The 12,771-nt window shown below is 64.4% G+C and carries 14 protein-coding genes; 3 read left to right on the top strand and 11 right to left on the bottom strand.

Annotation, left to right across the window (positions count from 1 at the left end; all coding sequences use genetic code 11):
• Positions 1-13 precede the first annotated feature (13 nt).
• From QFZ23_RS01345 to QFZ23_RS01335, 3 genes are read right to left on the bottom strand one after another with little or no spacing between them, the layout of a single operon-like run.
• Positions 14-931 (bottom strand): carbohydrate ABC transporter permease, encoded by a 918-nt coding sequence (locus QFZ23_RS01345; RefSeq protein WP_306920165.1) that lies wholly within the window; start codon positions 929-931, stop codon positions 14-16.
• Positions 928-1,896 carry a carbohydrate ABC transporter permease gene (locus QFZ23_RS01340; RefSeq protein WP_306920164.1) on the bottom strand — a complete coding sequence of 323 codons (969 nt, stop codon included), beginning with the start codon at positions 1,894-1,896 and terminating at the stop codon, positions 928-930. The genes QFZ23_RS01345 and QFZ23_RS01340 overlap by 4 nt, the downstream gene beginning before the upstream one ends.
• A gap of 60 nt (positions 1,897-1,956) precedes the next feature.
• Positions 1,957-3,306: an ABC transporter substrate-binding protein gene (locus QFZ23_RS01335; protein ID WP_306920163.1), complete on the bottom strand. Its 1,350-nt coding sequence runs from the start codon at positions 3,304-3,306 to the stop codon at positions 1,957-1,959.
• Between the two features lie 275 nt (positions 3,307-3,581).
• Here QFZ23_RS01335 and QFZ23_RS01330 point away from each other — a divergent pair, with 275 nt between their 5' ends.
• Positions 3,582-4,505: an AraC family transcriptional regulator gene (locus QFZ23_RS01330; RefSeq protein WP_306920162.1), complete on the top strand. Its 924-nt coding sequence runs from the start codon at positions 3,582-3,584 to the stop codon at positions 4,503-4,505.
• A 23-nt stretch (positions 4,506-4,528) separates the two neighbouring features.
• Here QFZ23_RS01330 and QFZ23_RS01325 read toward each other — a convergent pair whose 3' ends face one another.
• The 8 genes from QFZ23_RS01325 to QFZ23_RS01290 all read right to left on the bottom strand — a co-directional run bounded on the left by QFZ23_RS01325 (position 4,529) and on the right by QFZ23_RS01290 (position 10,645).
• Positions 4,529-4,879 (bottom strand): GNAT family N-acetyltransferase, encoded by a 351-nt coding sequence (locus tag QFZ23_RS01325; RefSeq protein ID WP_306920161.1) that lies wholly within the window; start codon positions 4,877-4,879, stop codon positions 4,529-4,531.
• Positions 4,880-4,900: 21 nt separating this feature from the next.
• Positions 4,901-5,914: a pirin family protein gene (locus QFZ23_RS01320; RefSeq protein ID WP_306920160.1), complete on the bottom strand. Its 1,014-nt coding sequence runs from the start codon at positions 5,912-5,914 to the stop codon at positions 4,901-4,903.
• Positions 5,911-6,420 (bottom strand): carboxymuconolactone decarboxylase family protein, encoded by a 510-nt coding sequence (locus QFZ23_RS01315; protein WP_306920159.1) that lies wholly within the window; start codon positions 6,418-6,420, stop codon positions 5,911-5,913. The genes QFZ23_RS01320 and QFZ23_RS01315 overlap by 4 nt, the downstream gene beginning before the upstream one ends.
• Before the next feature lie 126 nt (positions 6,421-6,546).
• Complete coding sequence (locus QFZ23_RS01310; protein WP_306920158.1) at positions 6,547-6,822, bottom strand: hypothetical protein; 276 nt, start codon at positions 6,820-6,822, stop codon at positions 6,547-6,549.
• Between the two features lie 285 nt (positions 6,823-7,107).
• On the bottom strand, positions 7,108-7,512 hold the full coding sequence (locus tag QFZ23_RS01305) for a universal stress protein (protein ID WP_306920157.1): 405 nt from the start codon (positions 7,510-7,512) through the stop codon (positions 7,108-7,110).
• Positions 7,509-9,041: a tripartite tricarboxylate transporter permease gene (locus QFZ23_RS01300; protein WP_306920156.1), complete on the bottom strand. Its 1,533-nt coding sequence runs from the start codon at positions 9,039-9,041 to the stop codon at positions 7,509-7,511. The genes QFZ23_RS01305 and QFZ23_RS01300 overlap by 4 nt, the downstream gene beginning before the upstream one ends.
• Positions 9,042-9,050: 9 nt before the next feature.
• The gene (locus QFZ23_RS01295) at positions 9,051-9,638 is read right to left on the bottom strand and encodes a tripartite tricarboxylate transporter TctB family protein (protein ID WP_306920155.1); all 588 of its coding nucleotides are present in this window, start codon (positions 9,636-9,638) and stop codon (positions 9,051-9,053) included.
• Between the two features lie 5 nt (positions 9,639-9,643).
• Positions 9,644-10,645, bottom strand: a complete 1,002-nt coding sequence (locus QFZ23_RS01290; protein ID WP_306920154.1) for a tripartite tricarboxylate transporter substrate binding protein — start codon at positions 10,643-10,645, stop codon at positions 9,644-9,646.
• Positions 10,646-10,792: 147 nt separating this feature from the next.
• Between QFZ23_RS01290 and QFZ23_RS01285 the strand changes: the two genes are divergently transcribed.
• Entirely contained in the window at positions 10,793-11,677 is an 885-nt protein-coding gene (locus QFZ23_RS01285; RefSeq protein ID WP_306920153.1) for a LysR family transcriptional regulator, read from the top strand.
• Between the two features lie 145 nt (positions 11,678-11,822).
• On the top strand, positions 11,823-12,737 hold the full coding sequence (kdgD, locus tag QFZ23_RS01280; RefSeq protein WP_306920152.1) for a 5-dehydro-4-deoxyglucarate dehydratase: 915 nt from the start codon (positions 11,823-11,825) through the stop codon (positions 12,735-12,737).
• Positions 12,738-12,771 lie beyond the last annotated feature (34 nt).

The following is a 12,771-nucleotide window of genomic DNA, read 5'->3' as shown; positions in this document are numbered from 1 at the left end:
TGGGGGTGGCTGGCTACTTGACGGCGCCGAGAGAGAGGCCCTGGACGAGCTTGTCCTGCGCGGCGAAACCTGCGAACAGCACCGGCAGGGAGATCACGACGGCGGCCGCGCAGACTTTCGCGAGGAAGAGGCCTTGGCTGGAGACGAAGCCGGTCAGGAACACCGGTGCTGTCCCGGCCATGACGCCGGTGAGGACACGGGCCAGGAGCAATTCGTTCCAGCTGAAGATGAAGCAGATCAGGGCGGTGGCGGCGATGCCGGGCATCGCGACGGGGGCGATGATCTTGCGAAGGGTAAGGAGCAGGCTGGCGCCGTCGATCTGTGAAGCCTCCAGCATTTCCACCGGTACTTCCGCTAGGAAGGAGCGCATCATCCAGACAGCAATGGGGAGGTTCATGGAGGTGTACATCAGGATCAGGAACCAGATGTTGTCCAGGGCCCCGGCGGTCTTTGCGAAGAGGAACAGGGGCAGGACTGCGGCCACGACGGGCATCATCTTCGTGGAGAGGAAGAAGAACATGACGTCGGTCCACTTCTTCACCGGGCGGATGGACAATGCGTAGGCGGCCGGGATGGCCAGAACCAGCACCAAAACGGTGGAGAGAATAGAAGCGGTTGCCGAGTTGATCAGCGGAGGCCAGGGACTGACGCCGGAACTGGCCCCAAAGAACTCCTTATAGGCGTCCAGTGTGAGGTTCGCGGCCACTGACGGTGGGTTCGTTGCTGCGTCCGTCTCCGAGTGGAAGGAGGTCAGGATCATCCAGAGGACCGGGGCGGCGAACAGCAGGGCCAGCAGCCAGGCCGCGATGCCTGCGGCGGTGTTGTTGCGGGTGGGATCCATGCGGGATTTGCCGCGGCGGCGTGATCCCGTGTTGAGCGCGGTCGGCCCGGGGGTTGTGCTTTGGGGTGCGGCAGGGGTGAGGGTGCTCATCGTGCTGCCTCCTTCTTGAAGAGCGAGAATACGGTGCGGAGGGCGAAGGTCGCCACGATGATGGTGCCGATGACCACCACGACGCCGGCGGCGGACGCCAGGCCGTATTCGTTGGCGAAGTAGAACGTCTGGTAGATGGCGTAGGGCAGGTTGGCTGTTCCCAGGCCCCCGGAGGTGAGGGTGAAGACGGCGTCGAAGTTCTGCACGATGTAGATCGCGCCGAGCAGGCCACCGAGTTCCAGGTACTGGCGCAGGTGCGGCAGGGTGAGGTGCCGGAAAATAGCCCAGGACGTGGCACCGTCCATCTGGGCGGCTTCTACGGTGTCCATCGGCCGGGACTGCAGGCCGGCCAGCAGGATGAGCATCATGAAGGGCGTCCACTGCCAGACCAGGGAGATGATGACGGCCATCAGCGGCGCCTGGGACAGGAGGTCCGGCTGCGGCGGGGTGTCGCTGCCGAACAGGGACCAGATCCAGGTCAGGACGCCGTTCACCAGCCCGTACGTCGGGTTGAGCAGTGCGTGCTTCCAGATCAGGGCAGCGGCCACCGGCACCACCAGGAACGGCGCGATCAGCAGGGTGCGGGCAAGGCCGCGCCCGATGAACTTCTTGTCCAGCAGCAGTGCCAGGCCGAGGCCGATGACCAGGCTTGCCAAGACGACGGAGACGGTGAGGATGATGGTGGTGAAGATGGCCTGGCGCAGGTCGGCGTTGGTGAGGACTTCGACGTAGTTGCTCAGGCCGGCGAATCCGGTCTGGTCCGGGCGGAGGCTGTTCCAGTTCAGGAACGAAATGATCAGGGTCACCACGAAGGGCAACTGCGTGACGATGATGAGGAAGATCAGGGCCGGCAGCAGCGGCGCACGCCGTGCCCAGGCCAGAGCGCGTTCACGGGATCTGGCGTTCTTGGATGGTTTGGTTGCGCTGTGCCCGGAACGGGAGATGCGCGCTGTTGCGGTAGTCATGATGGTCTCCTGCGGTTCCGTGGCCGCCCGGGGCGGGCCACGGAACCGGTTGGTGGATGGTTACTTCTTGTACTTGTCGCCGATTTTTTGAGCGGCGTCCTGGCCCTTGGCCAGTGCGTCGGCCACGGAACCCTGGCCTGCGATGGCGGAGCTGACACCCTGGGAGACCGTGGTGCCTAGGTCAGCGAATTCGGGGATCCCGACGAACTGGATGCCGACCACGGGTCGTTCCTGCACACCAGGGTTCTTCGGGTCGGCGCTTTCTATGGCTGAGCGTTCGGCCTTGAAGAACGGGGCTGCCTTCTGGAACTCAGCGTTCTCGTACGTGGAGATGCGCTTGCCGGACGGAACCTTCGCCCAGCCGAGCTTGGATGCAACTAGTTCCTCGTACTTCTTCGAACTGGCCCAGGCGATGAACTTCGCGGCAGCGTCCTGCTTCTTGGACGCAGCCTGGACGCCCCAGGACCAGGTCCACAGCCAGCCGGAGGACTTCGTGTTCTTCACTGGGGCCTGGGCATAGCCGATCTTGCCCTTCACGGGGGAACTGGTGGCTTCCAGCGCGCCGGCAGCTGACGTGGCGTCATACCACATGGCCACCTTGCTCTGGCTCATGTTGTTCAGGCACTCGGTGAATCCAGCCTGGGCGGCCCCGGCCTCGCCGTGTTCGCGGACAAGCTTGGTGTAGAACTCGGTCGCCTCGGTGAACTCGGGGGCGTTGACTTTGGCATTCCAGTCCTTGTCGAACCAGGTGCCGCCGAAGGTGTTAACCACGGTGGTCAGCGGGGCGAAAACCTGGCCCCAGCCGGGCTGGCCACGCAGGCAGATGCCCTTCATGCCGGGAGCCGCACCATCAGCCTTTGCAGCAAGATCGGCCACCTGATCCCAGGTGGGCTTCTCCGGCATGGTCAGGCCCTTGGCGTCAAAGATGTCCTTGCGGTACATCAGGAAGGAAGACTCCCCGTAGAACGGCTCCCCGTAAAGCTTGCCGTCCGTGCCCGTCAGGGAAGCCGTGTAGGCGGGCAGAATATCTGCCTGGTTGAACTCGGCGTCCTTGGATACGTTGTCCAGGGGCGCGAGCCACTTGTTCTCAGAGTAGAAAGGAATCTCGTAGTTCGAGAGTGATGCCACGTCGTACTGGCCGGCCTGGCTGGAGAATTCCTGGCTGATCTTCGCCCGGACGTCGTTCTCCGGGAGGATCGTGTAGTTGACCTTGATGCCGGTTTCCTTGGTGAAGTTATCCGCAGTCAGCCGCTGCAGATCTTCCATCTGGGGATTGTTCACCATCAGCACGTTGATGCTGTTTTGATCACCGGCAGCCGTGCCCCCACCGGCGCCGGAACAGGCCGAAGCGGACAGGACCAAGCAAACTGCTCCGGCGGCCAGTGAGGCAGCGCGCATTTTTGGGCGCATTTAAGGACTCCTTTGTTCTTCATGAGGGTGCACAGCCACTGCACTCGACAGCTGCGTCGAAGTACCGGGCCGGAGCGAGGCAACGCATCGGGGAATCCGATGTGCCGCGCTGATGTTCCTCAAGATTAGGCCTGTGGGACAGGGCACAACTAGCGCTGTGGTTGCCAATTTCTGATACAAATTTTCCGGTGCGTGGGAGCGAAAGGGCACTAATCTAGGGGAAGACCCCTTGGGAGCTGTCCATATTTCATAACCATCCAGTACGGAGAACCACGATGACTGCCGCGGACGCGAATGACGGAGCAACGGCCAGGCTTGCCGAGAGGCTCCTGGGGATGCGCGCCAACCGGGAAGTCATCCCGCCCGACCCGGAGCATTCGGTCCGGTGGCACGAGCACGACTATCCCAGCCCGGTGGCACGGTGGAACTATCACCCCGAATATGAGATCCACCTCATCCGGAAGGGCACCGGAAAATTCATCGTCGGTGACCATATCGGTACCTTCGAGGCAGGCCACGTATCCCTGGTTGGATCAGGGCTGCCCCACGACTGGGTCAGCGACCTCGAACCCGGCGAAGTGCTGAAGAAGCGGGACGCCGTCATCCAGTTCGACGGGAAGTGGGTCCAACAAACCGCCTTGACCGTCCCCGAGATGGAGGAGGTCAAGCCCCTGCTGGAGCAGTCTGCGCGCGGGATCGAGTTCACGGGCCGCACCGCCAGGGCTGCCGCAGCCTCCATCGAAGCCATGGGTGAATCACACGGGCTGGAGCGGCTGCACCACCTTCTGGAGCTCTTCACCCTTCTTGCGCGGGCGCCGCAGGAGGAACGGCATTACCTGGCCGAGGAATGGTTCAGACCGCAGCTCAATGGCCAAGCCGCCGCCGTCGTCGACATCGTCCTCGAGTATGTCTTTAGCAACCATGCCGGCAGCATCAAAATGTCCGAAGCCGCTGCCCTGGTGGGCATGACCGAACCAACATTTTCAAAGTACTTCAAGCGTTCCACCGGCCAGAACTTCAGCGATCTGGTCCGCAAACTGCGCCTTGCCCACGCACGCCGCCTGCTGGAGCACAGCGACAGGGCCATCTCTGACATCTGCTACGAAGTCGGCTTCGCCAACCTGTCCAACTTCAACCGCCACTTCCTCAACGACACCGGCGAGACCCCCAGGCGATACCGACAACGGCTGCACGGCTGACAGCGGGTGGGTCGCGCTTGTGCCTACGGGGTGAAGATGCGGTCGACGGCGGCCAGGTGCTCCGGCAGGATCGGTGCCGTGTGCTGCTGGTAGTCGGGGTGTCGGCGAAGCCAGCCTTTGATGTAGGGGCAGACGGGGATGATCGTCAGCCCGGCGGCGATGGTGTCGTCCAGGGCGTGCTTGGCCAGGACCGTGGCGAGGCCTTTGCCGGCATAGGCCTCGCTGACCTCGGTGTGGTAGAAAATCCGTTCCTTGTCGTCCGGCCCGCTGGCGGGCACGTACTCGGTCTTGCCGATAGCCGTTTCCCCGTCGACGAGCTCGTAGCAGTGCTTGTCGACGGCGTGCCGGACGGTGATGGTTGTCGCCTGTTCCATGGGACTCCTGTGTTCGGTGTACTAGCCGCGGGGCCGCAACTGGGCGTTGGGCAGGACGGGTGCGGGCAGTGGGGCGGGTGTTCCTTGCGGGAAAGGGCCGAAGCGGGGGTACGGAGCGCCGTCGGGGTAGGTGCTGCCGCTCGGCGGGGCGGCGGGTTCGGCGCCAATTTCTTCCTGCCACGCTGTCCGGTAGGCGACGACTTCCTCGTGCGTCCGGCCGATGAAGTTCCACCACATGACGATCTGCTCCCCCAAAGGCTCGCCGCCCAGGATGAGCACCCGCACGGGGGTGTCCCGGGCTTCCAGGACCAGGCGGGACTGCCCCGGGGGCAGGTACGCGAGGTGGTCCACGGGCAGGGTTGAGCCGTTGAGGATCAGGTCTCCGGTGTCGAGCAGGATGCCGTACTCGAAGGTCGGATCCAGATCCAGTTCCAAGGCCTCGCCAGAGCGGATTGTGGCCTCGGCCCCGACCAGCGGCGGAGTGTAGGTCTGCACCGGGGAGGTGGAGCCAGCCAAGGATCCCAGAAAGACCTTGAGTTCCGCGCTCCCAATGAGCACCGGCTCAGGGGCATAGTGCTCGAACGTGGGGGCCATCTGGCGCGTGGAGTCTGGCAAGGCAAACCACAGCTGCGCGCCGTGCAGGACGGTTGTATCCGGGGTAGACAGCTCCTGGTGGGAGATCCCCCGGCCGGCGACCATGAGGTTCACTTCCCCGGGGCGGACGGTGGCCGTGTACCCTGCTGAATCGCGGTGCTCGATCTCTCCGGTGAACAGCCAGCTGACGGTGGCCAGTCCGGTGTGTGGGTGTCGCGCCACCTTCATGCCTCCCGAGGAGGAGACGAGGTCCGGGCCATAGTGGTCAAGAAAGCACCAGGAACCGATGAGGCTGCGTTGTTTCTGTGGCAGGGTGCGTCGCACCGGCATGGCGCGTGGCCCGCCGAGGGGCACTTCGCGCGGGGGAAGGAATTCGATGCCTGCAGGCTGCCCCTCCTCTCCGCAGAGCATTTCCTCCGGGACGGCTTCCAGATTGCTCATGCCTGGCTCCCAACGGGTTCACGGCCGGGGCCGGTGGGCGCGGCGGAGGTGCGGGGGTTGACCGGGTGGCGGCTGAGGATGGAAACGCGGTTGAAGGCGTTCATGGAAACGGCTGCCCACTGCAGGGCCGAGTACTGGTCGTCGGTCAGCGCCGCCCGCGCTGTTGTCATGTTGGCGTGGAGGCTGTCGTGCCCGGGAAGTCCGGTGACGGCTTCGCCGATGATGAGGGCGGCGCGCTCGGTGTCGGTGAAGACGGCGGTTTCGCGCCAGGCGGGTAGCACGGCGAGCTGCTGGTCGCTGACTCCGGCTTCTCGGGCGAGGCGTACGTGCAGGTCCAGGCAGTAGGCGCAGCCATTGAGCTGGGAGATCCGGACGTTGAGCAGTTCAATGACCGATCTGGGCAGGCCTGCCTGTCCGGCAGCGTCGGCGACTTTCAGCGCGAGCCCGTTCAGCGCCCGCCAACTGGCCGGATCGGCCTTATCGAGAAAGAACTTGCTGCCGGTCATAGCGCTCCTTGTCATAAACCCATTGCCACCGACCGGCCGGATCCGCTTGCCGGTCCCATTCATCATCACATAGCGCAACATGGAAAAGCCCCGGACCTGAGCGGTCCGGGGCTACGCAGGATTCTGTTACCGCTCGATGCTGACGGTGAGATCCAGATGGATATCCGTGCCGGCGGTCAGGCGTTCCTGGAGGTAACGGGCAAGGCTAGCATCGGTGGCGGTGTGCACGCTTTGCGGGATCGCTCCGCGGAGGAGAGCCTTGGTGTTGGTGGACTTGACCATGTCCAACGGCGCCCAGCCACGGTGGGCAGAGGTGAGGCGTTCCAGATCGGTGCGGAAGGAACGCCGGTGGTCGTCGCGGACCGTGGCACACATGGTGAACGGGATGAAAGCAGTAGGCAAAGAGGTCCTTTCACGAGGCAGCCGGTGGTTGGCGCCCGCTTATAACAAGGTCCCCGCAGTCCCTGTTATTCCGTTGAAAGCAGTAATGAGTCCGACGTCACGGCCGGCTCGCCGGCGGCGAGAGGCTGCCTCCGCGGACGGCGTTGGCGGGGCGTGGCTTCGGTCAGAGTGGGTGCCATCAGAGTGGACATGGTCTTTCCTTTTAAAGAGTGCGGGATAAGGCTGAGGCGGGCCGGAATCCTGTTCGGGTGCCGGCCCGCCTCTTACCAAGCGGTGCTTCGGGAACTAAAACTGCCCGCCGTCGGCCTTCACGGCCAGAACGGGACGGTCCGCCTGCATCAGGATGCGCTGGGCGTGGCTGCCGAGGATGAACTTGCCCACCTGCGTTCGGTGCCGCAGCCCAATGACGATCAGGGAGGCATCTTCCTCCCGGGCGACGTCCAGGAACTCATCCGCCAGATCGTGCTGATAGGGCGGCTGGATCACCCGGGCCGTCACGCCGGCATCCTCTGCCTGCCGGGAGGCCTTGGCCAGGACGTCGTCCGGTGCCACGGATTTGTCCACCAGGGCGCCTTCACGGGCGGAGTTGACGATCACCAGATCCTGGTTGCGGAGGCGGGCCTCCGCAATGCCGGCGGCGAGGGCGGCCTCCCCCGCCGGGGTGGGAACGAATCCAACGATGATGCTCATACCTTCTCCTTGATTTCTGTGGCGGTGGTTCCCGCGGCGTCTGTGGCCTTGCGCTTGGCCAGCGCGGAGCGGATGCCCGGAAGCGCGGCCACGACCACAAAGACGATGAGGAGCGTGGCGGAGATGGGGCGGCTGAAGAAGCCCAGCGGGTCGCCGCCAAACACCAGCAGGGCGCGGCGGAGGGAGCTCTCCAGCAGGGAGCCCAGCACGAATGCGAGCACCAGCGGACCCGGTTCGAAGCCGAATTTCTTCATCAGGTAGCCGATGATTCCGAAGACAACCACGAGCGTCACGTCGAACATGCTGTTGTTGATCGTGTACGCGCCGAGCAGGGTGATCAGCGCCGTGATGGGCGCCAGGATGGCGGCGCGGACGCGGAGGATCTTCACGAAGATCCCCACCAGCGGCAGGCTCATGATCAGCAGCAGGATGTTGCCGATGTACATGGAGTTCACCACGCCCCAGAACAGTTCCGGGTCCTGCTCCACGAGCTGCGGACCCGGGGTGACGCCCTGGATCAGCAGCGCGCCGAACATCAGCGCCATGGTGGCGTTGGCCGGGATGCCGAGGGTCAGCAGCGGAATGAACGAGGACGTTGCCGCGGCGTTGTTGGCGGTTTCCGGCCCGGCCACGCCCTCCGGCGCGCCCTTGCCGAAGCGCTCGGGCTGCTTGGCGCGCTTCTTCTCCATGGCGTAGGAGGCCATGGAGGCGATGGTGGCACCGCCGCCGGGCAGGATGCCCAGGAAGAACCCGAGGACCGAGCCGCGCCCGATGGCACCGGACGCCTGCTTGAGGTCACCCCGGGAGGGCCAGACGTTTGCGACGGCGGAGGGCGCCTTTGCGGCGCGGTGGCGCTCCTCGAGGTTGTAGAGGATCTCGCCGAGGCCGAAGATGCCCATGGCGATCGGCACGAAGTCGATGCCGTCGGCCAACTCCAGGCTGCCAAAGGTGAACCGGTTTTCACCGGTGAAGATGTCCCGGCCAGCGGTCGCCAGCAGCAGGCCGAGGGCGGCGGCGATGAGTGCCTTGGTCTTTGAGCCGCTGCTTATGGTGGCCACCAGCAGGATGCCCAGCAGCGCCAGGGCGGTGTATTCGGCGGGACCAAAGTCCAGGGCGAAGCTCGCCACGATCGGAGCCAGGAACGTCAGACCGATGATGGCTGCGGTGCCGCCAATGAACGAGCCAATGGATGCCAGGCCCAGGGCCGTGCCGGCCCGTCCCTGCTTGGCCATCTGGTAGCCGTCGAAGACAGTCACTACCGAGGATGCCTCGCCGGGCAGCCGCAGCAGCACCGACGTGATGGTGCCGCCGTACTGGGCACCGTAGAAGATGCCGGCCAGCATGATGATGGCGGTGACGGGCTCAACGTTGTAGGTGAGCGGGAGCAGGATGGCGATGGTTGCCGCGGGCCCCAGACCGGGCAATACACCGATCAGCATGCCGATGACGACGCCGATCAGGCAGTACAGGAGGTTCATTGGCTCCAGGACGACTGCAAATCCGTTGATCACGGGATTCAGGAAATCCACGGTGGTCTCCTAGAAGAGGTGGGGGATGGAAGTGTTGAGCGCCGTCACGAAGATGCCGTAGAAAGCTGCCACGACGACGGCGCTGACCACGAGCGTGGAGCGCCAGGTTTCGCCGCCGAGGAAGCGCATCCAGATGATGCACAGCACCAGGGCGGGCAGTTCGAAGCCGGCCAGCGGCATGAGGGCCACCATGGCGGCCAGGGTGACCAGACCGGTCAGCGGGGCCACGGACATGCGGGTGAACTTCTCCGCGTCCCGGTTGTGCCGGCCCATGATCAGCTGGAACAGCCCGAGGACCACCATGACGCAGCTGATCATGAAGGGCCACAGGCCGGGTTGCGGGGCGGACGGTGTGCCCAGACCCATTGCGATGGACAGGACCACGGCTCCGATGCCGACGCCGATGACCACGAGGGAGGACCCCACGTTGGCCATCGCGCCGGCGGCCGGCGGTTTTTCTTCCTCCCACTGGGCCGCCAGCTGCTCGGGCGTCAGATCATCAAGCTCAACGTCAGGGAGATCGTTGGTGCCGTTCCCGGCGGAGGAAACAGCGTTGGAACTGTCTCCTCCGCCGGATACCGGTGATGGTGCCTGCACAGGAATCACTTGTTCCCGGCGAGGCTGATGCTGTACTTCTCCACCAGGGCCTTGTACTTGGCTGCGTAGTCCTTCCACTGCGTGACTACTTCCTCACCGGAGATTTCCTTCGGGGTCAGCATGTTCTTCTTGTTGAACTCCTTGTACGCATCCGACTTCAGGGTGTCCTGGATGGCGGCAAGGAGCTTGTCCTTGACTTCCTGCGGGGTTCCCTTGGGAGCGGCGACGGCACGGTACTGAGCGACCGGAACGTCATAGCCGGATTCCTTTGCGGTGGGTGTGTCAGCCAGGAAGGAGTTGCGCTCCTCCGAGAAGACGAGCAGCGGGGACACCTTGCCGGCCTCGATCTGGGGCATGGCCTCGCCGAGCTGGATGGTGGCCAGTTCCACCTGGTTGCCCAGGACGGCGGTCAGTGCTGGCTTGCCGCTGTCGAAGGGAACGTCGGTGCCCTTCACGTTGGCCTGCTTGAAGAGAACGGTCTGGGCGAGCTGGCTGCCGGTGCCGACGCCAGTAGTGCCGTAAGTGACGTTGCGGCCGGCCGAGGTCACGTCCTTGATGGATTTGAAGCCGGATTTTTCGCTGGCAACCAGGACATAATCGTCCTGGGACAGCCCGGTGATGATGTCGAAGTCATCGATGTTGACGGCCTCGTCCTGGGTCACAGCCAGCGGCGTGATGGTGATCAGGGAAGCGTTGATGAGCAGGAGGTTCTGGCCGTCCGCCGGCTTTCCTGCCACCTCTTTGCTGGCAAGTGCGCCGTTGGCACCCGGCTTGTTTACCACAGGCATCGGTGCGCCGAGGGTCTTGGCTGCGCCTTCGGAGATGGCACGAGCGATGAGGTCGGTGCTGCCGCCGGGCGCCTGGCCGACGGTGAGGTTGACCGGGCCGTTAGGGTACTTCGATGAATCGTTGCTGCCGCCGGAAACGTTGCCGCATGCGGTCAGGGCCAACAGGGTGATGGCGGACGCGGCTCCGAGAATGGCGCGGCGGTTGGGGAAGTGCATCATTGAAACTCCTCGTTTGCACTGCGGGCTGCCTCAGCCCGTAGGGGGATGTGAACCGGGTCACTGCCCGGCTCGCTAGGTCGAGTGTAGGGAGGCACTATGATGCATGTCTAAGCCCAAATATGCATCGAGTAATACCGGGAGAGCATCATGTTTACCTTCGACCAGCTGACCGGGTTCATAGCCGTCGCCGAGGAACTGCACTTCGGCCGGGCCGCCGAGCGCCTCAACATGACCCAGCCTCCACTCAGCCGCCAGATCCAGAAACTGGAGAAGACGGTGGGGGCCGAACTCCTCGAGCGGGACAACCGCCGGGTTGAGCTGACCGCCGCCGGACGGGCCTTCCTTGACGAAGCCCGCAGACTCATGGCACTGGCCAACCGGGCACCGGTAACCGCACGGCGCATCGCCTCCGGCCGGCAGGGCCACCTTCGCATCGGCTTCACGGCGGCGAGTGGGTTCAGCATCCTTGGCCCGCTGCTGGAAGAAATCGGCGCAATAGTGCCGGACGTGGACATCGATCTCCAGGAGCTGGTCACGGGCGAGCAGATCCAGGGCCTGCTCACCGGCGAGCTGGACCTGGGCCTGGCGCGCCCTCCCTTCGACACGGAAGTTTTCGACTCGCACTTGCTGTACCGCGAGTCCATGGTGCTGGCGGTGCCCGCATCGCATCCCCTTACTGATCTCAAGCGGGACATCGAAAACGAGGACCTCAAGGACGAGCCGCTCATCATGCACTCGCCCACGCAGGCCAGGTACTTCTACGACCTCGTGGTCCGCCTGCACGCGGTCCGGCACGAAAACGTGGTGCACACCGTGAGCCAGATCCTCACCATGGTCTCGCTCGTCGCCGCCAAGCGCGGCGTGGCCTTTGTGCCGCACTCGGCAACTGCACTGGGCATCCGCGGGGTTTCGTTCCTGCGACTGGCCAGCAGTGAGGAGGAGCCCGTGGAGTTGCATGCCATCTGGAGCCGTGATGCCAAGAACCCGGCACTGGTGCGCCTGCTGCGCGATCTGGAGTTTGCGGCCAACTGAGCGCCTTGGCTCCGACGGCTCAATGCAGCGAGGGTATCAATAGATACAAAAATGCACTTGGACAGGCATGGACGGGCCTCCCTAGTCTAAAAAGGAACCACTAGCCAGCCCGCGCCGCTTCCGGCACCGACTCCAAGGACATCCCGTGGCAAAACTTTCACCCCAGGAACTCGCCAACACCCTCAAGGACGGGCTGCTGTCCTTCCCCGTGACCTCCTTCGATGCAGAGCTGCAGTTCGACGAGGAGAACTACCGCAAGCACCTGGCGTGGCAGGCCAGCTACCCCGTGGCAGGGCTTTTCGCCGCCGGCGGCACGGGTGAGGGCTTCTCCCTCACCCCGGCCGAGTCGGCCCGCGTGGTCCGCGCCGCCGTCGAGGAAGTCGGCAGCACCGTCCCCGTTCTGGCTTCCGCCGGCGGTTCCACCGCCCAGGCTATCGAGAACGCCAGGGCTGCCGAGGCCGCCGGTGCCGAGGGCATCCTGCTCCTGCCGCCGTACCTGACCGAAGCCGACCAGGGTGGCCTGATCGAGCACGTCAGCGCCGTTTGCCGGGCCACGTCGCTCGGCGTGATCATCTACAACCGCGCCAACGCCATCTACAAGGACACCACGGTAGCCACCCTGGCGGACCGGCACGAAAACCTGATTGGCTTCAAGGACGGTGTGGGCGACCTCGAGCACGACGCCCGCGTCTACGCCAAGCTGGGCGACCGCCTGTTCTACCTCGGCGGCCTCCCCACGGCAGAGACCTTCGCGCTGCCGCTCCTGCAGCTGGGCATGAGCACCTATTCCAGCGCGATGTACAACTTCGTGCCGCAGTTCGCGCTCGACTTCTACAAGGACGTGCGCAACAACGACCGCGTGGCCGTCAACCAGAAGCTCAACGAGTTCGTCATCCCCTACCTGGACATCCGCGACCGCGTGAAGGGCTACGCCGTCTCCATCGTCAAAGGCGGCTTGGACGCCATCGGCCGTTCCGCCGGCGGCGTCCGTCCCCCGCTGCAGAACATGGCGGTGCAGGACCTCGCGGATCTCAAGGTACTCATCGCCAAGGTCTCCTAACAGCCAGCTCCCACCTTTACCCAGGAGGAACAAA

Origin of the sequence: Arthrobacter globiformis (assembly GCF_030818015.1) — a bacterium.
In the GTDB taxonomy this organism is placed as follows: Bacteria; Actinomycetota; Actinomycetes; order Actinomycetales; family Micrococcaceae; genus Arthrobacter; species Arthrobacter globiformis_C.
Note: the sequence above shows the minus strand (reverse complement) of the source record. Positions and strands in the feature narration are given on the sequence as shown.